20 protein-coding genes are annotated in these 18,029 nt (G+C 37.6%); 11 read left to right on the plus strand and 9 right to left on the minus strand.

Going from position 1 to position 18,029, the window contains the following annotated elements; all coding sequences use genetic code 11:
* Positions 1-2: 2 nt before the first annotated feature.
* Together gldI and WA338_RS16855 are read right to left on the minus strand one after the other, a co-directional pair.
* Positions 3-557 carry a gliding motility-associated peptidyl-prolyl isomerase GldI gene (gene gldI, locus WA338_RS16850; RefSeq protein WP_272985351.1) on the minus strand — a complete coding sequence of 185 codons (555 nt, stop codon included), beginning with the start codon at positions 555-557 and terminating at the stop codon, positions 3-5.
* Positions 550-1,566, minus strand: a complete 1,017-nt coding sequence (locus WA338_RS16855) for a DHH family phosphoesterase (protein ID WP_273016478.1) — start codon at positions 1,564-1,566, stop codon at positions 550-552. Before WA338_RS16855 ends, gldI begins: the two co-directional genes overlap by 8 nt.
* A gap of 76 nt (positions 1,567-1,642) precedes the next feature.
* Here WA338_RS16855 and WA338_RS16860 point away from each other — a divergent pair, with 76 nt between their 5' ends.
* On the plus strand, positions 1,643-2,656 hold the full coding sequence (locus WA338_RS16860; protein WP_273016480.1) for an alkaline phosphatase D family protein: 1,014 nt from the start codon (positions 1,643-1,645) through the stop codon (positions 2,654-2,656).
* A gap of 100 nt (positions 2,657-2,756) precedes the next feature.
* Positions 2,757-3,176: a nucleoside-diphosphate kinase gene (locus WA338_RS16865; RefSeq protein WP_273016482.1), complete on the plus strand. Its 420-nt coding sequence runs from the start codon at positions 2,757-2,759 to the stop codon at positions 3,174-3,176.
* Positions 3,177-3,271: 95 nt separating this feature from the next.
* Here the strand turns inward: WA338_RS16865 and WA338_RS16870 are convergent, their stop codons facing one another.
* Genes WA338_RS16870 through recF form a run of 3 tightly spaced genes read right to left on the minus strand, consistent with a single transcriptional unit; the run spans position 3,272 to position 5,066 of the window.
* The gene (locus WA338_RS16870) at positions 3,272-3,568 is read right to left on the minus strand and encodes a DUF721 domain-containing protein (protein ID WP_009780292.1); all 297 of its coding nucleotides are present in this window, start codon (positions 3,566-3,568) and stop codon (positions 3,272-3,274) included.
* On the minus strand, positions 3,568-3,990 hold the full coding sequence (locus WA338_RS16875) for a lipocalin family protein (protein WP_273016483.1): 423 nt from the start codon (positions 3,988-3,990) through the stop codon (positions 3,568-3,570). The genes WA338_RS16870 and WA338_RS16875 overlap by 1 nt, the downstream gene beginning before the upstream one ends.
* A complete protein-coding gene (gene recF, locus WA338_RS16880; protein WP_273016485.1) occupies positions 3,987-5,066 on the minus strand; it encodes a DNA replication/repair protein RecF in 1,080 nt (359 codons plus the stop codon). Before recF ends, WA338_RS16875 begins: the two co-directional genes overlap by 4 nt.
* Positions 5,067-5,217: 151 nt before the next feature.
* Here recF and WA338_RS16885 point away from each other — a divergent pair, with 151 nt between their 5' ends.
* The 7 genes from WA338_RS16885 to WA338_RS16915 all read left to right on the plus strand — a co-directional run bounded on the left by WA338_RS16885 (position 5,218) and on the right by WA338_RS16915 (position 11,591).
* The gene (locus WA338_RS16885) at positions 5,218-5,982 is read left to right on the plus strand and encodes a tetratricopeptide repeat protein (RefSeq protein WP_273016487.1); all 765 of its coding nucleotides are present in this window, start codon (positions 5,218-5,220) and stop codon (positions 5,980-5,982) included.
* A 14-nt stretch (positions 5,983-5,996) separates the two neighbouring features.
* A complete protein-coding gene (gene ribH, locus WA338_RS16890) occupies positions 5,997-6,488 on the plus strand; it encodes a 6,7-dimethyl-8-ribityllumazine synthase (protein ID WP_009780288.1) in 492 nt (163 codons plus the stop codon).
* Between the two features lie 107 nt (positions 6,489-6,595).
* Complete coding sequence (locus tag WA338_RS16895; RefSeq protein ID WP_009780287.1) at positions 6,596-6,874, plus strand: hypothetical protein; 279 nt, start codon at positions 6,596-6,598, stop codon at positions 6,872-6,874.
* A gap of 98 nt (positions 6,875-6,972) precedes the next feature.
* Positions 6,973-8,859 (plus strand): DNA mismatch repair endonuclease MutL, encoded by a 1,887-nt coding sequence (mutL, locus tag WA338_RS16900; RefSeq protein ID WP_272985362.1) that lies wholly within the window; start codon positions 6,973-6,975, stop codon positions 8,857-8,859.
* Positions 8,860-8,901: 42 nt separating this feature from the next.
* Positions 8,902-9,669 (plus strand): rhomboid family intramembrane serine protease, encoded by a 768-nt coding sequence (locus tag WA338_RS16905; protein ID WP_272985364.1) that lies wholly within the window; start codon positions 8,902-8,904, stop codon positions 9,667-9,669.
* A gap of 3 nt (positions 9,670-9,672) precedes the next feature.
* Positions 9,673-10,566 carry a rhomboid family protein gene (locus WA338_RS16910; protein WP_272985365.1) on the plus strand — a complete coding sequence of 298 codons (894 nt, stop codon included), beginning with the start codon at positions 9,673-9,675 and terminating at the stop codon, positions 10,564-10,566.
* Positions 10,566-11,591, plus strand: coding sequence for an endonuclease/exonuclease/phosphatase family protein (locus WA338_RS16915; RefSeq protein WP_272985410.1), 1,026 nt, complete (start codon positions 10,566-10,568; stop codon positions 11,589-11,591). Before WA338_RS16910 ends, WA338_RS16915 begins: the two co-directional genes overlap by 1 nt.
* Here WA338_RS16915 and WA338_RS16920 read toward each other — a convergent pair.
* Positions 11,580-12,203 (minus strand): WbqC family protein, encoded by a 624-nt coding sequence (locus tag WA338_RS16920; RefSeq protein WP_272985367.1) that lies wholly within the window; start codon positions 12,201-12,203, stop codon positions 11,580-11,582. The genes WA338_RS16915 and WA338_RS16920 overlap by 12 nt on opposite strands.
* A 235-nt stretch (positions 12,204-12,438) precedes the next feature.
* On the opposite strand from WA338_RS16920, the gene WA338_RS16925 reads away from it, so the two are divergent.
* Entirely contained in the window at positions 12,439-14,694 is a 2,256-nt protein-coding gene (locus tag WA338_RS16925; RefSeq protein ID WP_272985368.1) for a response regulator, read from the plus strand.
* Here WA338_RS16925 and WA338_RS16930 read toward each other — a convergent pair.
* Positions 14,683-15,204, minus strand: coding sequence for an ExbD/TolR family protein (locus WA338_RS16930; protein ID WP_272985370.1), 522 nt, complete (start codon positions 15,202-15,204; stop codon positions 14,683-14,685). The two genes, WA338_RS16925 and WA338_RS16930, sit on opposite strands and share 12 nt — an antisense overlap.
* A gap of 54 nt (positions 15,205-15,258) precedes the next feature.
* Positions 15,259-16,539 (minus strand): carboxypeptidase-like regulatory domain-containing protein, encoded by a 1,281-nt coding sequence (locus tag WA338_RS16935; RefSeq protein WP_272985372.1) that lies wholly within the window; start codon positions 16,537-16,539, stop codon positions 15,259-15,261.
* Between the two features lie 232 nt (positions 16,540-16,771).
* Between WA338_RS16935 and WA338_RS16940 the strand changes: the two genes are divergently transcribed.
* Positions 16,772-17,497: a hypothetical protein gene (locus tag WA338_RS16940; protein ID WP_272985375.1), complete on the plus strand. Its 726-nt coding sequence runs from the start codon at positions 16,772-16,774 to the stop codon at positions 17,495-17,497.
* A gap of 106 nt (positions 17,498-17,603) precedes the next feature.
* On the opposite strand, the gene WA338_RS16945 is transcribed toward WA338_RS16940, so the two are convergent.
* Positions 17,604-17,870: a hypothetical protein gene (locus tag WA338_RS16945; RefSeq protein ID WP_272985377.1), complete on the minus strand. Its 267-nt coding sequence runs from the start codon at positions 17,868-17,870 to the stop codon at positions 17,604-17,606.
* Positions 17,871-18,029: the final 159 nt, after the last annotated feature.

Consider the following 18,029-nt stretch of genomic DNA (forward strand, 5'->3'; position numbering starts at 1 on the left):
AATTAATTTTCAGAATTACTGGGTTTTATGTCGTTGAGTGTAACGCGGGTTTGTATGGGCAGGTTAGAGCCTATTTTGTCCTCATAACCGTAATAACCAAAGGCTTTGTGAGACGGAAGTAAAAAGGTTACTGTCTCACCTTCTTTCATCAGTTTAAGCCCATCTTTAAGACCGGAAATAAGGTCCTGATTGCTTTGTTCGATCTGATAGGTTTGCGGGCCTAACTCGGTTTTAGTGACAATAGGCGTTCCGTCAAGAGCATTGATTTCATATTCAAAGCTTACCAGGTCGCCGGTTTCTGCAGTAAGAACAGCGCTGGTATCGCGTTTATTATAATAGTACCAAAACCCTTTTTCTGAAGTAAAGTATTCTACCTCGGGATTTTGAGCCATGAGTTCTTTTATCGCGTTTTCTTCTGCTTTGTTCAATTTTTTATTGCGTGCTATTGAAGCGTCGATATAAGAACCAGAAGAATGGCTTACTGGTCGTCTGGCTTCTGGGGTTTTGCAGCCAATTGCAAATAGAACCAAGAGTATTGCGCTTATAATCTTATTCATTAAGAGCTTCTTTGTATTGGGGTAATATACTAATAAAATAAGCAACAGTATCTTCTAATGAACGATCACTTTTACCACCGGCGGCATTAGTATGGCCACCACCTTCAAAATGTTCACGTGCCATTAAATTCACAGAAAAGTCACCTTTAGAACGCAAAGAGATCTTAATGATGCCTTCCTGCTTATTTTCGATAAAAATGAGCGCCAAAACAGTATTATCAAGAGACAGACCGTAATTTACAAAGCCTTCAGTATCGCCTTTTTGATAATCGTGAGCATCTAATTCTTCCTGAGAAAGGGTAATATATGCTGCTCTGTATTCTTCCAGACAATGCAGGTTTGTTAAGGCAGTGCCCAACAATTGCATCCTTGAGAAATTGTTAGCATCATAAATTTTCTCGTGTATCAAAGCATTATCGGCACCTTTTTCTATAAGGTCTGCGATCACGCGATGTGTAGTCGCGGTCGTAGATCGAAATCGAAACGAGCCGGTGTCTGTCATGATACCTGTATACAGACACGTGGCGATAGCTGCATCCACCTGATCAGTAGCTTCAAGCATTTCAAAGGTGTGATACACCATCTGGCAAGTTGCACAAATACTGGTGTCACTGTACGTAACCACAGCATAATCATCAGGTTGCTGGTGATGATCGATCATTATAAATTGTGCTTTGGCTTGTTGCAGCGCAGGAGCCATTTCGGCTACGCGAGAAAGCGCATTGAAGTCTAGCGTAAAAATAAGATCGGCCTCTTTGATGAGTCGCACCGCCTTTTTATTCTGAAGATCATATTTTACAACAGTTTCTTCAAACGGCAGCCACTTTAAAAATTTTGGATAATCATTGGGAGAAACTACGTGTGCGGTATGTCCTGTTTTGATCAAATATTGATAGAGTGCAAGTGTAGAACCCATTGCGTCTCCATCGGGGTTTTTATGAGGGACAATAACAATTTTTTTAGGCGTAGCCAATAGCTCTTTGAGAACTGCTAATTCTGATGCTTTCATAGAGGGCGAATATACAATTTCTTCATCTAGGCTTAATGTGGGATACCTTATTTTTGTGTCAAACAAGCTCTATACTATGACCTCTTGTAAGAAAGCCTTTTATTTTTTTGTGTTGTATTTTGGATTTCAAATCACATTATTTGCTCAAGATACTTCTCATTTTAAAATCATTTTTGGATCCTGTAATAAAGTAGATTTACCCAATCCGTTTTGGGAAGATATGGGTTTGCGAAATCCTGACTTATTTCTTTGGGGAGGCGATGTCATTTATGCAGATACTAATGATATGAGTAAGATGGAAGCGATGTATGCGCAACAAAAAGCAAATCCTGCGTATCAAAAGTTTATTCAGAATGTTCCTGTGATGGGAACTTGGGACGATCACGATTATGGTATTAATGACGGTGGTGCCGAATATGCGATGAAGCGTAAAAGTCAGCAATTGTTTCTTGATTTTATAGGACTGCCTCAAGATGCCGCGGCACGCACAAGAGAAGGGGTGTATAGCGCGAAAACCTTTACTCAGGATGGAAAAACAATAAAAGTCATTGTATTAGATACGCGCTATTTTAGAACTCCGTTGCAGCCTTCTTCAGATCCTGAAAAACGTTACAGCCCCAACCGAAGCAAGAAGGGAACTATTCTAGGTGAAAAACAATGGAAATGGTTTGAGAAGCAACTCGAAGATGAGGCTGATTTTACAGTGATTATGAGCAGCATTCAGTTACTAAGTGCTGAACACGGTTTTGAAACTTGGGGCAATTTACCCAACGAGGTCAAGCGTTTTGAGAAACTGGTAAAAAAAGCAAAGTCAAAAGCAGTATTGGTCTTGAGTGGTGATCGCCACATTTCTGAGTTTTCTAAAAAGAACCTAAAGGGACTTGATTATCCCTTGATCGATTTTACCTCTAGCGGTTTGACACATTCCTATACCGCCTATGACGGTGAGCCAAACCAATATCGGGTAGGTCAGGTGGTAAGTGAACGCAGTTATGGTGTTGTAGAAATCGATTTAAAAAATAGCAGTATTCAATTAAAAATCATAGGTTTAGGAGGTGAAGTGCTTCAGGAGCTGCATCAAGCTTATTAATAATTCCAAAGCCTTTAGGTATTGTAATTAAAAGAATTACTTTTGCACCGATTTTAAAAACAGAAAATTCCGCGTAAGCGAAATTATTAAAACACAAAAAATGGCAACAAACAGAACGTTTACCATGATTAAGCCCGATGCTGTTGAAGATGGACACATTGGCGCAATATTAGAAAAAATCACAGCTTCAGGATTTCGTATCGTAGCTTTAAAATTAACTCAAATGACTGTGGCAGATGCACAAGAATTCTATGCAGTACACAGTGAGCGTCCTTTTTACGGAGAGCTTGTTGAGTTTATGAGCAGAGGTCCTATCGTTGCTGCTGTTTTAGAAAAAGAAAATGCAGTAGAAGACTTTAGAACTTTGATAGGAGCAACTAATCCTGCTGAAGCTGCTGAAGGAACTATCAGAAAAATGTTTGCTAAATCTGTAGGTGAAAACGCAGTTCACGGTAGTGACAGCGATGAAAATGCAGCTATTGAAAGCGCATTTCACTTTTCAGGAAGAGAGATATTCTAATTTCAATTTTGAGGCAGGCCTAGGGAGATTAATCCCTTTGGCGGTGCCAATAAAAAAAGCGGCTCATTGAGCCGCTTTTTTTATGTGTTCTCCCGTTAGCGTAATACCACTTTTGTAATTACTTCTTTACCCAGTTCTTCATTGAGGTTACGCATAATTTTTTCTTTACCATAACTCAATTCCTCCCGCAGGACTGAGGAGCTGAGTTGTACAATGAGGCGATCACCATCAAGTTTTAACTGGGTGGTGTATTTTGAAATTGCCGGCCCCATCACATCGCGCCAAGCATCGGCAACATTGACTTTATCAAAGCCTTTTTGAAGTTTATTGGTTTCAACAAATGCACCAAGTACATCTTTAATAGATTTAGGATCTGCGTCACGTTTTGCCATTAATCGGTAATATTTATTTTTTCAAATTTTTTATAAGAATAGATCATTCCGCGATCGTTTTTTACGCTGAGCTTTTCACCGTTTGCTTCTAAAACAGTCTCTGTCCAAGAATCAAATGGTGTACGGTATTGCAAACGCAAAGAATCATCAATTATTCTTGCAGTTACTTGTTCTCGGGTGTCGCTATTTACAAAAGTCCCGTCGATTCGCGGAAGCACTTTGGTTCTAAAACCGGTAGAATCTTGGATCTCTATATAATCTATGCGTTCATTAAATTTGTAAGCTCTGTTCTTTCCAAAAGGAGTTTCTACGTTTTCAATTTCCCAATAACCGTTCAGGTTTTTCAATTGCGCTTCGGGATCATTTTTTCCGCAGGAAATTAAAGAGAGTAGGAGCAGTAAAAGGATTCCTGATTTAGTCACAGTTTAAAAAGTTTATAGGTTTGATGAATTTCTTTCACAATAGCTTCGGTACGATCTGCGTGGGTATCACTTATAAAAAGTTGGCCAAAATTATCATCATTTACCAGATCGATAATTTGGGTAACACGGCTTTCGTCTAGCTTATCAAAAATATCATCCAAAAGCAATATCGGTGTGGTATTGCTCTGGGCTTTTATGAAGTCGAACTGCGCCAGTTTCAGTGCAATGAGATAGGATTTTTGCTGACCTTGACTACCAAATTTCTTTATAGGATGACTTTCAATTTTAAAGTTTAGATCATCGCGATGCGTACCAACACTGGTATATTGAAGCGCGCGATCTTTTTTGAGGTTTTCTTCGAATAATTGATTTAAAGGTGCATCGTTGAGCTGACTTTTATATTTCAATTTCACTTCCTCTTTGTCTCCGCTTATCGCGGCATAACGCTTTTTAAAAATGGGCGTAAAATCTTCTAAAAACTGTTTACGTTTTTTATACAATGAAGTACCTAACTCGTGCATTTGCTCATTGTAAATGGCAAGCGTGTCTGGATTAAACGTATGATTAGCATTAAAATACTTAAGTAAAGCGTTACGTTGCGATAAGGTCTTATTGTATTTTATGAGTGTGTCTAGATAAGCTTTATCGCTTTGCGAAATGACACCGTCCATAAATTTGCGACGGGTTTCGCTTCCTTCGATTATGAGATCGCGATCTGCCGGCGAAATGATAACTAACGGAAGAAATCCGATATGATCAGAAAAACGTTCATAGATCTTGCCGTTGCGTTTAATCACTTTTTTTTGACCTCTTTTTGCGCTTACAATTACCTTTTCTTCCCGATCATTTTTATCATAAATACCATCAATCACAAAAAAGTCTGCATCGTGATTAATGTTTTGTGTGGTAATAGGATTAAAGTAACTTTTACCAAAGGAAAGATGATACACCGCATCAAGCACATTGGTTTTTCCCACCCCATTATTGCCTACAAAACAGTTGATTTTAGCATCCAGATCAAAGGAGATGCTTTCAAAATTTTTATAGTTAATAAGCGAAAGTGCTTTTAGGATCATACCGAATATAAATGTTTTAAATGCGCTAAAACCTTGATAAATAAAGGCTTGGTGAATTAAAGCAGCGCGTGCAAATTATTGAAAAATAAAAAACAATACGCTGTTAATATTGAATAAAAATTTTATTTTTGCGCCCAACAAAAGTTAAAGTATGGCAACATATCAAAAAAGAGGTTATAAACCTAAGAACAAAGAAGAGGTTGAAGAGCAGGTGCAGGAAGAAAGCACAACTGCAGAAGTTTTTGAATCCTTAGATGAAGGTGCTTCAAAGACTGAAGCTTGGGTAGAAAATAACCAAAAACCAATTTTTATTGGTATTGCTGTTATCGTAGTTGCTGTTTTAGGTTATTTGGCATTTGAGAAATTTGTTCAAGAGCCCAAAGAACTTGAAGCTTCTAATGAGATGTATCAAGCACAGAATTATTTTAACGAAGCGGTTGAAGGTAGCGTAGCAAAAGACTCTCTTTTTAATCTTGCGCTTACCGGAGGTGAAGGTAAATACGGTTTTCTAGATATTATTGATAACTACGGAAGCACAAAAGCCGGAAATCTTGCACATTATTATGCAGGTATGGCTTACCTAAATACAAATAAGTATCAGGAAGCGATAGATCAATTAGATGATTTTGAAAGTGATGACGCTATGTTGGCGCCATTGGCAAAAGGTTCTATTGGAGACGCGTTTATGCAATTAGATCAGCCTGAAGAAGCACTATCTTATTATGAAGATGCTGCAAAATCTGCAAAGAATAATTTTGTGGCTCCACGTTTTCTTTTGAAAGCGGCGAAGGTTGCATTAGCTCTAGATAAAAAAGACAAAGCAGCTTCATTATTAAAACAAATTGAAGAAGAGTACAGCACGTCTGCAGAGGCTAATGAAGTACCTCTTTTGTTAGGAGTGGCTGGTGCTGAATAACTAAATATAACATTATGGCTACAACAGACTTGTCTGTTTACGATAAAGCAACAATCCCAAATGCGAAAGATTTTCGGTTTGGGATTGTTGTTTCAGAATGGAATGATAAAATTACCGAAGGTCTTTTTCAAGGTGCTTTTGACACCTTTATAGATTGTGGTGTTCAAAAGGAGAACATTGTGAGATGGAATGTTCCCGGAAGTTTTGAGTTGATCTATGGATGTAAAAAAATGCAGCAAAGTTATGATATGCTTGATGCTGTAATTGCTGTAGGTAGCGTAATTCAAGGACAAACAAAACACTTTGATTTTGTTTGTGAAGGGGTAACGCAAGGCATCAAAGATTTGAATATTCAAAGTGATATTCCTGTGATCTTTTGTGTACTTACAGATAATACGATGCAGCAGGCTATAGATCGTAGCGGTGGCCAGCACGGTAACAAAGGTGTTGAAGCTGCTGTGGCTGCTATTAAGATGGCACAACTGCGTAAAGACGCTCGATTTTAAAAAGAATTCGCTATATTCTTAGTTGGAATGCTTTTTGTATTCTTTGGATAGAGGAAAAGTTGTTTTTATAGACTTTCCTTTTATTGTAACTTTGAAATTTAGGAATTATGGGAGTTTTAAAAACACGCAAAAACAAGAAATACAGCTACAGCCCTAGATACTATGAGGGAAGCAGCACTCCGTTTAAATTAGAATCAAAATTTGATCAGTACCGTAAGGCTACACTTGAAAATAAGGGCCTTAAGAAGAAGTTTACTACTGCCTGGGATGATTTTAAATACAATAAAGATGAGCGGGCAAATAAGATGACACTCATCATTATTATGGCGCTTCTTTTTCTTTTTCTTTATATCATCGATTTTGATTTGAGTATATTTTTTGGATAGTTTTTACTTCCCATTTTCAGTATCGATTTTAAAAATTTTGACACCCATTTACATCAGTGTTATCTGATCGTCTATGGGTGTTTATGTAAACCTATTAGATGTCTGATATCATAAAACTTTTACCCGATCACGTTGCCAATCAGATTGCAGCGGGAGAAGTAGTACAACGCCCGGCTTCAGTGGTAAAAGAGTTATTAGAAAATGCTATTGATGCTGGCGCTAGTTCTATAAAATTGCTGGTTAAAGATGCCGGTAGAACCTTAATTCAAGTCATTGATGATGGTAAGGGGATGAGCCCCACAGATGCGCGCTTGAGTTTTGAACGTCACGCCACTTCAAAAATCAACGCTGCCGATGATCTTTTTGCTTTAAGTACAAAAGGATTTAGAGGTGAAGCGTTGGCTTCTATTGCCGCTGTCGCTCACGTAGACTTAAAGACAAAGCCCGAAGATGAAGAGGTGGGAACGCAAATCGAGATCGAAGGCAGTACGATAAAAAATCAGGAAGTTTGTGCCGCGGTTAAAGGAACTTCAATAGCTGTAAAGAATCTGTTTTTCAACATTCCTGCTCGACGTAATTTCTTAAAGTCAGATTCTGTGGAGTTGCGTCACGTGATCGATGAGTTTCAACGGGTTGCTTTGGCACACGAGACTATTGCTTTCACGCTGTATCATAATGATAGCGAACTTTTTAACCTTCCTAAAACCAATAAGCGTCAACGTATTGTGGGTGTTTTTGGTCCTAAAACCAATGAAAAATTAGTTCCCGTTTCCGAGGAAACTGAAATTGTAAATATTGACGGATTTATTATAAAACCAGAATTTTCAAAGAAGACTAAAGGCGAACAGTTTTTCTTTGTGAATGATCGATTTATCAAGCATCCTTACCTTAATCATTCGGTAAGTGCGGCTTTTGACGGCTTGTTGCCCGATCGTGCCCGCGCGAGCTACTTTATCTATCTCAAAGTAGATCCCAAGACGATTGATATCAATATTCATCCCACAAAAACTGAAGTGAAGTTTGAGGATGAACACGCGATTTACACGCTTTTAAGAGCAGCAGTTAAGCACAGTTTGGGACAATTTAATATTGCCCCGGTTCTTGACTTTAATCGGGAATCTAATATGGATACGCCTTATGCGTATAAAAATAAGGAAGCAAAACCACCAAAGGTTGAAGTAGATCGTCATTTCAATCCGTTTGAAGAAGAGCAAAAGGTTACGACTAGCGGATTCAAAAGTGCACCGAGCTATGAAAAAAAGAGTGCTGCCGGTTGGGAAAATCTTTATGCAGGACTCGATAGAAAAACCGACACCAGCGGTTTTAGCCACGTAGAGATCGAGCAAGAGCCAGAAACCGAATCTTTATTTATAGAACACGAAAGCAAAGGCTTCAGTGAGTCTAAAGAAACTGAGAACGATTCAGCTAACACGTACCAGATTCATAATAAATATATCGTGAGTGCGATAAAAAGCGGAATGATGCTCATCGATCAAAACCGAGCGCATCAACGTATTTTATATGAAGAATTTCTGCGGAATATCACCGTCAAAGAATCGGTAAGTCAGCAATTGCTTTTTCCGCTTCGGCTTGATTTTTCTGCTTCAGAAATTGAGATTTTGAAAGAACTGAAAGATTCATTAGAAAACACAGGTTTTGCTTTGAGTATGCCTGAGGCCGGAGTTCTAGAGGTTTCAGGTATTCCTGCAAGTATTCAGGAGAGTGAAGTTTCTATAGTGCTGGAGCAACTTCTAAGTGATGTGGAGCAGGAGGTTCCTAATGCCGGCTTTAGTCAAACAGATGTTTTAGCTAAAAGTATGGCAAAAAGTATGGCGGTTAAAACCGGTGAAAAGTTAGATGAGCGTTCACGGGAGCATTTGGTAAACAAATTATTTGCTTGCACCGAACCCACACTGTCGCCATTTCTTAAAAAAACGTTTATTACGCTTACAGTCGAGGAGCTGGATCGTAAATTTAACGCATAATACTTAACGTATAGTTGCGTTTAATCATTTCAAACCAGATTAATGGGTAGAATAACCGAAACAGTAAAAGTACTTCTTATCATAAACGTGATTTTTTTTCTTGGATCACAATTTTTGTTACCTAATGCAATCCAGCTCTTTGGACTTTGGTTTCCTGAAAATCCAAATTTTCACTTTTGGCAACCGGTGACGCATATGTTTATGCACGATCAGAGTAGCATTTTTCATATTTTATTCAATATGTACGCGCTTTGGGCTTTTGGCGGTCCTGTAGAGCAAGCTTTGGGGCGTAATAAGTTTATTTTCTTTTATTTTTCTGCAGGTCTTGGAGCTGCTCTAATACACACTTTGGTGGGGTATTATCATTATCAAGCCGGTTATGAAGTCTTGATCAATGCAGGTTTAACCCCTGCAGAAATTGCAGATACTGTAAATAAAGCGTTTACAAGTATTCAGCAATCGGGCCAGTATTCCTATCCAAACATTGGAGAGCCTGAAAAAATTCAAGGAATGATCGAAGCTTTTTCTACTTCAGCTGTAGGAGCATCTGGTGCTATTTATGGCGTTTTAGTCGCTTTTGGAATGTTATTCCCTAATGCTGAATTATTCTTAATTTTCTTACCTATACCGATCAAAGCTAAATTTTTTATACCTGGATTGATTTTGCTTGATTTGTTTTCAGGAGTAACCGGTTTCTCAATATTTGGAGGAAATATTGCAAATTTTGCGCATATTGGTGGAGCACTTTTTGGTTTTATTATGATGTGGTATTGGAAAAAGAACAGTTTTAACGATAAACGCTGGTATTAATTTATGGCAGGACCTAGCTTAAGTTATCAATTTAAAACGGCAAACATCGTCGTAAAACTCATCGTGATCAATGTTTTGGTCTGGATTGGTTTTATGCTGTTAGAATGGATGCTGAATTCTGGCTCTATTTTGAGTCATTGGTTTAGTCTACCTACAGATCTAGGCCGATTGATCATTCAGCCTTGGTCGCTGCTTACGTACGCATTTTTACACGCCGGTTTTTGGCATATTTTCTGGAATATGCTCATTTTATATTGGTTTGGTCAGATTGTACTCAATTTATTTACCGAAAAGCGTTTTCTTACCATTTACCTTTTAGGTGCCTTATCAGGCGGAGTTTTATTCGTTTTAGCGTATAATCTTTTTCCTGTTCTCATTACCTCGAGCGCTTATCTGGTAGGAGCGAGCGCAGCCGTTAGAGCCATTATGATCTTTATTGCCGCGTATACGCCCAATACTGAAGTGCGTGTGATTTTCTTTAATGTAAAGCTCTGGCACATAGGTGTATTTGTTGTGCTTACTGATTTGATTCAAATTCCAAGTTCGGGAAATGCAGGCGGACTCCTTGCACACGTAGGAGGCGCTATTTTTGGTTATGTTTATGCACAGCAATTGGGTAAAGGCAACGACATCGGACTTTGGTGGGAACGGCTTGCTGATAGTTTTGTGGGTTTATTTAAGGCCAAGCCAAAAGCAGCCAAGAAAGCCAAAATGAAAACCGTTTATAAGAACAAAACCACTTCAGAAAGAACATCCTATCGGTCGAGACCGTCGATGTCTAAGAATGAAAAGCAGATCAAGGTCGATGCTATTCTAGACAAAATAAGTAAAAGCGGTTATGACAGTCTTTCAAAAGACGAAAAAGACTTCTTGTTTAAAGCCGGAAAAGAGAATTGATGAAAAACCTTGGGATCTGGAACAAGTTTGTATTTTTTATCAATAGCATTTTTGCATTTTTTCTTTTGGTAGGATATCTGCTTCCTTATTATCCGCCAAAAATCTTCCCTCCAATATCGGTATTAACCCTGGTCATTCCCGTGCTCATCGCCGTGAATGTACTTTTTGTGATCTATTGGGTTTTCTTACTGAAGCGTCAGGTTTTATTATCGGTAATTATTTTGGGGTTATGGTTTTTTCATCATACAACCTTATATAAACCGAGTGGAGGAAAACTTCCAGCAGAAGTTGTGAAAAATGAAAATCAAATCCGTTTATTGAGTTATAACGCACACATGTTTAGAAGTGAAGACTTTGATACAGATACTATTAGAAACGGTATTAAGAAGCTTATTGCTGAGGCAGATCCTGATATAATTTGCTTTCAAGAGTACAATAAAAGAGGAGCTCCTGATTTTGATTATCCATATTTTTATAATGGAATTAATACGAATAATAAGTCCAAAGGTCAAGCGGTTTATTCCAAATATAAGATTGTAAATCAGGGATCACTGAGTTTTAAAAGCTCTTACAATAACGCCATTTTTATTGATATCCTTAAAGGAAAAGACACTGTACGTGTATACAATATGCATATGCAATCCCTTGCTTTGACTCCACAATTAGGCGCATTAGAACAAGAGAATACTAAAAGTTTAGTAGGTCGTCTGGGAAGAGCCTTTAAGAAGCAGGAAGATCAAGTCTATAAATTCTTAGCGCATCAAGCCGACTGTTCTTATAAAAAAATAGTAGCCGGAGACTTTAATAATACAGTGTTTTCTTACACCTACAATAAGATTAGAGGAGATAAGAAAGATGCGTTTGAAGAGCAGGGGAGCGGTTTTGGTCGTACGTTTATTTTTGATGTAATTCCCTTACGAATTGATTTTATTCTCACAGATCCAGAATTTAAAACTCAAGCTTTTCAGAATTTTGATGTTGAATATTCAGATCACTTTCCTATTATGGCCGTCTTAGAACTTTAGCTCTAAATTTTGCAAATACGGAAGCGCTTCAGGTCCTAGATTAAAAATCAAATCAAGTACAGTCAAGTGTGGTGTAAAGCCGTGCTCTTCGGCAAAAACTTGTCGGTACTCCGGAATGTTTATTCTGTTCTTGCGTTTGGCGTTGGCTAAAAAACGGTAATCTGAATCATCAGAGTATTCAGCCTGATAAACTTCAGTTTCAGTATATTCTATGTCTACATCCAGCATTTCGAAAATACAATCCATCGTGGCTTTGTTAAGCTCTAGCAAAGACTGGTATTCAGTATGAAAGATAGGATATAGATCATCTTCATAAAATTCGAAAAACGGAGAAGTACGATAGGCGATTACAATAGATCTCCAATGTTGCCGCTGCCAAAGAAAGTTATTTTCAATTTGAGCTTCAGCCGTTTTTTTATGGCCTTGAGTTTTAGTGTGCTTGATGGGAATGTTGAGCAGCAGTTTTCCATTGGCCGTAGCGATATACATTCGGTTTCTATAACTCTGTTTCTGATAATTATCGCAAACCTCAATAATTAACTGTTCTGCTTGAAGCATTGCAGCCGTAGTTACAATATCTGGAAAATAAGTAGGGTTAAGAACACAAGTCATGAGCGCTATTTAGGCCGGCAAATATACTTTAATTTTTCTGTCAGACCGAAAACTTAATAGACTGCTGTTGTATTTTAGTAAGAATAGGATTACATTTTTGATGATCATCTAAATTTGATATTCAATAATGTTATTGCTAAACGATAATAATATTATTTTTCTGCTTAAAAACGAGATAGTTAGATGTATTATGACGCGAAAAAATGTATTTTTGTCTATATTTTTTTTACATCAGTTGAAAAGACTACTTACATTATTAATTTTTCTTAGTGTCATTGGGGCCTATGCAACCTACGCATTTGAGCCTGCTAAGCTTGTCATGCAGGAGCAAGAGCGTCTCACGATGCATCAACGCTTAATGAAGCTGGGAGAACTTTCTGATAGTCTTGAGTATGATCGGAGTATAGAAATGGCTTCAACCTTGATTACTGAAGCAAAACAGAAGAATGATAATCGTTATTTGTTTCATGGTTATAATTATTTAAGTCTTACCTACGACCTGCTGAGTGACACCATTCCCGCATTAGATTACGCAGAAAAAGCCTTGCATTACGCCAAGCTTTCTAAAAATGATACTTTAATATCCTGGGGACTAAATAATCTTGCCGCGAGTCTGGCGTATTTTCCAAAGCGAAAAAATGAAGTTTTAAAACTCTACAAAGAGTCTTTGGTTATTCAAAGACGTCTAAATGATGGCGAATTTATAGATGCAGCACTTAATATTGCTGAGCTTTACCGAGACGATGGTAACTATACCATGATGTATCCTTACCTCAAAGAGGCTCAGGATTCTTATGATCCTGAATCGTTGTACTATGACAATCCCAAAGCCTATCTTGATATTTTATGGGGTGATTATTACAAAGGATTACAATTTGATAATAAGGCTTTAAGCTATTATAAAAGTGCTTTTGAATTGGTTGAGGCCGGAAAAATGGAGTATCTGGCGCTCGATTTTTATGATCGTTACGCTAAGTTTTTAGCCGAAAACAACAAGCCGGAAGAGGCATACGCTGTACATCAACGTTATTTTGATTATTACAGCCATAAAGAACGGACCAAAGCTACAGAAACCGTTCAACTTGCTCAGGCGCGATTAGAAGCAGAAGAGTTACGCCGTGAACGCAACGACGCCAAATTCAAACAAGAAATCTTAGACCAAAATTTAAAGCGCAAAAAAACACAGTCAGTTTTGCTGGGCTCTATTATTGGGTTGATGGTATTGTTCTTAGCTTATTTATTTTATAGTGAAAAGTTACGCCTGGGGCTTATCAAAAACCTAAAGGTTAATAACAAACATCTTAAAAAAGCTAAGGAGCGTGCAGAAAAGAGTGAACGGGCTAAAACTAAATTCTTTTCTAATTTAAGTCATGAGATGCGAACTCCTCTTTATGGGGTGACCGGGATTGTTTCTCTTCTAGAAAAGAGTGAGGCATTTAAAGATTATAAAGAAGAGATAGGTTCTTTAAAATTTAGTGCAGACCATTTACTAGAGATCATTAATGACTTGCTTGATCTTTCAAAATTAGAAGATGAGAGTTTTAAACTGGTTAAAAAGCCGTTCAACATTAAATTATTAGCCGAAGAATTGGTTACTAGCTTCGAGCAACACAGTCTTAAAAACTCTAATTGTAAAATCATTTGTGATGTAGATGCGTCGATACCTAATTATGTTGTGGGTGATTCAAGGAGAATATCGCAAATCCTATTAAACATCTTAGGTAATGCTGTAAAGTTCACTCCAAAGGGTGTGATTGCTTTACGTTTAAAAGATCATTTATTGCCATCTGGCAAACATGCGATCTATTTTGAAGTTGAAGATAACGGGATTGGAATTCCACAAGAAATGCACGAATCGATTTTTGATGAATTTAGTCAAATCGATGAGAAGTCTACAGCAAACAAGGGAACCGGTCTTGGATTACCTATTGTACGTAAACTCTTGCTCAAAATGGGTTCAGATATAGCGCTTAAGAGTGAACCGGGTAAAGGAAGTACGTTTAGTTTTATCATCGAATTTAAAGAAGCCACGTTACTCGAGGTTATAGGCAAGCGCAAGAAAGAGGAAAGTGAAGATTCTGAAGCTTTTGTCGCAGATTTGAGCAATCAGCGTGTTCTAATTGTTGATGATAATAAAATAAACCGAATGGTAACCCGTCGCGTACTAGAACGACAACATGCTGAAGTTTTTGAAGCGCAAAATGGGGAAGAGGCTTTAGCATTAACTCAAAAGAATCATTATGATCTAATCTTGATGGATATCAATATGCCGGGAATGAATGGGTATGAGACCACCAGAGAGATCAGAGCCTTTGAAAAAGAAGTCCCAATTATTGCGTTGACCGCTGCAGAGGCAGAATATATCAGAAAAAAAGCTAAGGAATATGGTATGAATGATGTGATTACCAAACCTTATAACCTTAGCCAATTTTCAAAAGTTATTGTAAAAGAGTTGAAAATCAATACGTTGATAACCGGATCACCTGTTTAAACCGGAAGCTTCAGCCAATTGAAGCGGGTATTGTTTTAAAACCAATTTTCGCTCTATTCCATTCAATTCATCAAATGGTTTGTCAAACTTAAGTTTGCTGTAATCCTCGCGCATTGTAGCGTATCCTGATTTAATTTGGTCCAAAACGTGCACATAGTCACTATATGGAACATCTCTGGAGCAGGTAAATTGAATAACCGCTTTATCAGGTGAGGTTGCGCCTTCGATTGAATTACTTGCATTATCGACAAATCTAATGACCTCCTCTGCAATAGCATTTAGGACAACCTCTTCTTGCTGAAGCATAATTGCGCCTTCGTGATTGATAGCAATTGTCAAAAGATTTTGCTTTGCAATATCTGTGCTGCAATCTTCGGTTTCACAGGGTTTGGGTAATGTTTGATCCAGACCGGCATCATTCATTATTGTTGTGGTCGTCAAAAAAAAGATAAGCATCAGGAAGGCGATGTCTGCCATAGATCCTGCATTTACAGTAGTAGATGTTCTCATAGTGATATGTTTTAAAATGAATATTTAAACACATATCAAGTAATATGCCTAAAATCAGTCTCTTCTGATTTGTCTCTGAATTTTATCTATCGCCTGCTGAATGGATTTTTCAGGTTCTATGACATTATAAGCACCCCAAAAATCAGGATCTCTAAAACCGGAAACCTCGTCTGCTAATATGGTATTTGCTTTAAACTTTGTCTTATTGGTAATGTTTTTAGGACCAAGTTCATTTTCCCAATCGGTAATGAGCATCTCACTGCGAATACGGTATTTATTATTGAATAGTTTTCGCTTCCAATTTACTACAAACTCCAGCTGAACATTGCTGTAGCTGTAATACCACTTCCCATCAGTATTGCGATAATCTACACGGTAGCTTATTTCAGTAGGATAGACCTTGACACGGTTCGGTTTCCGTTTTACAAATAGGGCAGAAGCGCGCTTTCGGTTTTCAACGTTCATATTGTAAATCGCATTGGTTAACGCAAAACTTTCAGCTTCTATATAGAGTTTTCCAAAGTACAGCGGATCTAGAATATTATCTTTTTGTTTAAAGTTGACCACATAAACCAGTTTTCCATCATTGATTAAAGGTTCGCCAAAACTGAACTCATAATTAGATAAGGTTTCCGGAGTCATAAAATATTCTGGATACTTAATCAAATCTGCATATAGCGCGTTTAATGGACCTCCTTGTAGTTTTATGGCTAGTGTGTCTAAACGGTTGTAATTGGTGCTTTTACGGGCTTTGTACACACCTACTAAGTCTACAGCAGAACTTGTATACGGACGTTTTTTAATAGCGACTACCGCTTCTGCAAGAGAAGCACTTCTGTTACGTTTGTTGATGGCTTCCCGATAAAATGCCGTCATATAGGTTTCTGCGTCCAAATAATTTTCTGAACGGTTCTTAAATACTTTAGCAACTAAAGTTTGTGCATCTTTAGGACGTGTGATACTTACTTCGTCTAATTCATACATCTGAGGCGTAAGAGAGATGGTATTACCTTCTTTATTCAAATCGGCTAAGATCACGAGTAATTTTTTATAGCCGGGATAGGTGAGCGCGACTTTAGCGTTGGGCATTGCTTCATCGAGTTTCAGTAAAAAGTTCCCTTCGCTATTAGTAACCGTAGCAATATTGGTCCCTGCAATCTCAAGATTTACAAAAGGCAGTTCGTCTCCAGTATTGGCATCAATCACAGTACCTTTATATTCAATAATCCTTTGATTTTCTTGACCAAAAGTTTGAACACAACAAAAAAGAAGTACCATACAAATGGAAAAAAATCTGTTAAACAGAACCAAATCTTTAAATCTGTAATTTTTCATAGCTTATAATACATTTTTGTCTTTTGAAGATACGAATAATTAAGAATAATTCAACACTGCAATAAAGGAAAAAGCTGGTGATGGCACGATTTCTGCTTATGAGTTATTAGGTAGTCCTATTCGCTTTATAAGCTTACTAAGGATTATCGACTAAATAACTTTAAATTTGTATGACATTTACGTAACAACTGCAGATTTTGTACGTATTTGTAGATGAAGTATTACTTAAACTATGACAATTAAGAATAATCAAATACATCTGTTTGCGCTCAAGTGTTTCTTAAGCGGAATATTCTTGATTTTTAGTTTGGGCATTCAGGCACAAGTAGATAGTAAATCGGGCTCTTTTAAGATTCCTGCTGTGGTTGATACTACCGGAACGCCTACTGCAATTCCCGCTGAAAACGAAGCAAAGCCAGATTTAAAATTATCGCGTGGGGGATTGCAATTAGATGCTCAAGGTAAGCTTAAAGAACGTCCAGAGTTAAAGGCTCCGGAAGCTGCAGACTTTTTTATGATGAAACGTGAGGATTTTGCAGATGCCGGGCAAAAATATACCGATATGATGAATGAGCGTGAGGCAAAACGCACAAGTGATCGCACCGATAAGCCCGCGCATCAGTCAGATCAAGATTTGGGTACGTTTCACAGCGGAGCACAACAGGTGAAAATTATGTGTAGAGACTACCAATTTGTTGATGGAGATCGTGTTGCTGTTTTGGTGAATGACGAGGTTGTGGTTCCAAGTATCTGGTTGACCGAAACCTGGTCAAGCTTTTATCTTCCGTTAAAAAAAGGATTCAATAGAATTTCATTCAAGGCCCTGAATCAAGGCTCTTCCGGTCCTAATACCGCATCATTTATCGTTTATGATGATGCCGGAAACGTGATCAGTTCAAATGAATGGAACTTACTCACCGGAGTAAAAGCCAATATTATGATCGTAAAGGAAGAATAAACTACATCAAATTAAGCACAAGGTTAAAGAAACCCACTGCGCCGCTAATAAAAAAAGCCATCTTATCGATGGCTTTTTTATTTTTATTTTCTGAGGTCTTTATAATTTATAATTTACCTTTTTGTTCCTCAAGATTATTATTTCTGGAACCTCCTTGACTGTACAATTTATTTTCTTCGTCCTTGAACTTGTTTCGATCAGAACCTGTGGGAATATCCAGGTCACTTCCCGTAAAATCAACATCCTTTTTACGATCGCGCAATTGCTCATCAACGCCGCCATCTTTATGAATGTTTTTCTGATTTAAAAGATCTAAGTCTTCTTTGGTTAAATCAGGATTATAATCTGCTTTTTGCTTTTCTTTTGTACTCATAACTTTTTCTTTTGATAAAAGGTAAAAAATATACAAGGTTATCTTGGTGTCTTTAACTGCGTATATAGAAAACTATAACAAGGTTTTAATACTCGCGAAGCCCTATGACCTTTGTATTAATAGTATTTTAGCTTTTTAAAGCGCAAACAGCTTAACACG

Source organism: Leeuwenhoekiella sp. CH_XMU1409-2 (assembly GCF_037029365.1).
GTDB classification, from domain to species: domain Bacteria; phylum Bacteroidota; class Bacteroidia; order Flavobacteriales; family Flavobacteriaceae; genus Leeuwenhoekiella; species Leeuwenhoekiella blandensis.

Bases quoted from the DNA above. Each gene is read 5' to 3' on its own strand.
- WA338_RS16945 (WP_272985377.1), bottom strand. From the start codon at position 17,870: ATGAGTACAAAAGAAAAGCAAAAAGCAGATTATAATCCTGATTTAACC.
- WA338_RS16935 (WP_272985372.1), bottom strand. From the start codon at position 16,539: ATGAAAAATTACAGATTTAAAGATTTGGTTCTGTTTAACAGATTTTTT.
- recF (WP_273016485.1), bottom strand. From the start codon at position 5,066: ATGATCCTAAAAGCACTTTCGCTTATTAACTATAAAAATTTTGAAAGC.
- WA338_RS16885 (WP_273016487.1), top strand. From the start codon at position 5,218: ATGGCAACATATCAAAAAAGAGGTTATAAACCTAAGAACAAAGAAGAG.
- WA338_RS16910 (WP_272985365.1), top strand. From the start codon at position 9,673: ATGGCAGGACCTAGCTTAAGTTATCAATTTAAAACGGCAAACATCGTC.
- ribH (WP_009780288.1), top strand. From the start codon at position 5,997: ATGGCTACAACAGACTTGTCTGTTTACGATAAAGCAACAATCCCAAAT.
- WA338_RS16905 (WP_272985364.1), top strand. From the start codon at position 8,902: ATGGGTAGAATAACCGAAACAGTAAAAGTACTTCTTATCATAAACGTG.
- gldI (WP_272985351.1), bottom strand. From the start codon at position 557: ATGAATAAGATTATAAGCGCAATACTCTTGGTTCTATTTGCAATTGGC.
- WA338_RS16855 (WP_273016478.1), bottom strand. From the start codon at position 1,566: ATGAAAGCATCAGAATTAGCAGTTCTCAAAGAGCTATTGGCTACGCCT.
- WA338_RS16895 (WP_009780287.1), top strand. From the start codon at position 6,596: ATGGGAGTTTTAAAAACACGCAAAAACAAGAAATACAGCTACAGCCCT.
- WA338_RS16870 (WP_009780292.1), bottom strand. From the start codon at position 3,568: ATGGCAAAACGTGACGCAGATCCTAAATCTATTAAAGATGTACTTGGT.
- WA338_RS16865 (WP_273016482.1), top strand. From the start codon at position 2,757: ATGGCAACAAACAGAACGTTTACCATGATTAAGCCCGATGCTGTTGAA.
- mutL (WP_272985362.1), top strand. From the start codon at position 6,973: ATGTCTGATATCATAAAACTTTTACCCGATCACGTTGCCAATCAGATT.
- WA338_RS16860 (WP_273016480.1), top strand. From the start codon at position 1,643: ATGACCTCTTGTAAGAAAGCCTTTTATTTTTTTGTGTTGTATTTTGGA.
- WA338_RS16940 (WP_272985375.1), top strand. From the start codon at position 16,772: ATGACAATTAAGAATAATCAAATACATCTGTTTGCGCTCAAGTGTTTC.
- WA338_RS16915 (WP_272985410.1), top strand. From the start codon at position 10,566: ATGAAAAACCTTGGGATCTGGAACAAGTTTGTATTTTTTATCAATAGC.
- WA338_RS16920 (WP_272985367.1), bottom strand. From the start codon at position 12,203: ATGACTTGTGTTCTTAACCCTACTTATTTTCCAGATATTGTAACTACG.
- WA338_RS16930 (WP_272985370.1), bottom strand. From the start codon at position 15,204: ATGAGAACATCTACTACTGTAAATGCAGGATCTATGGCAGACATCGCC.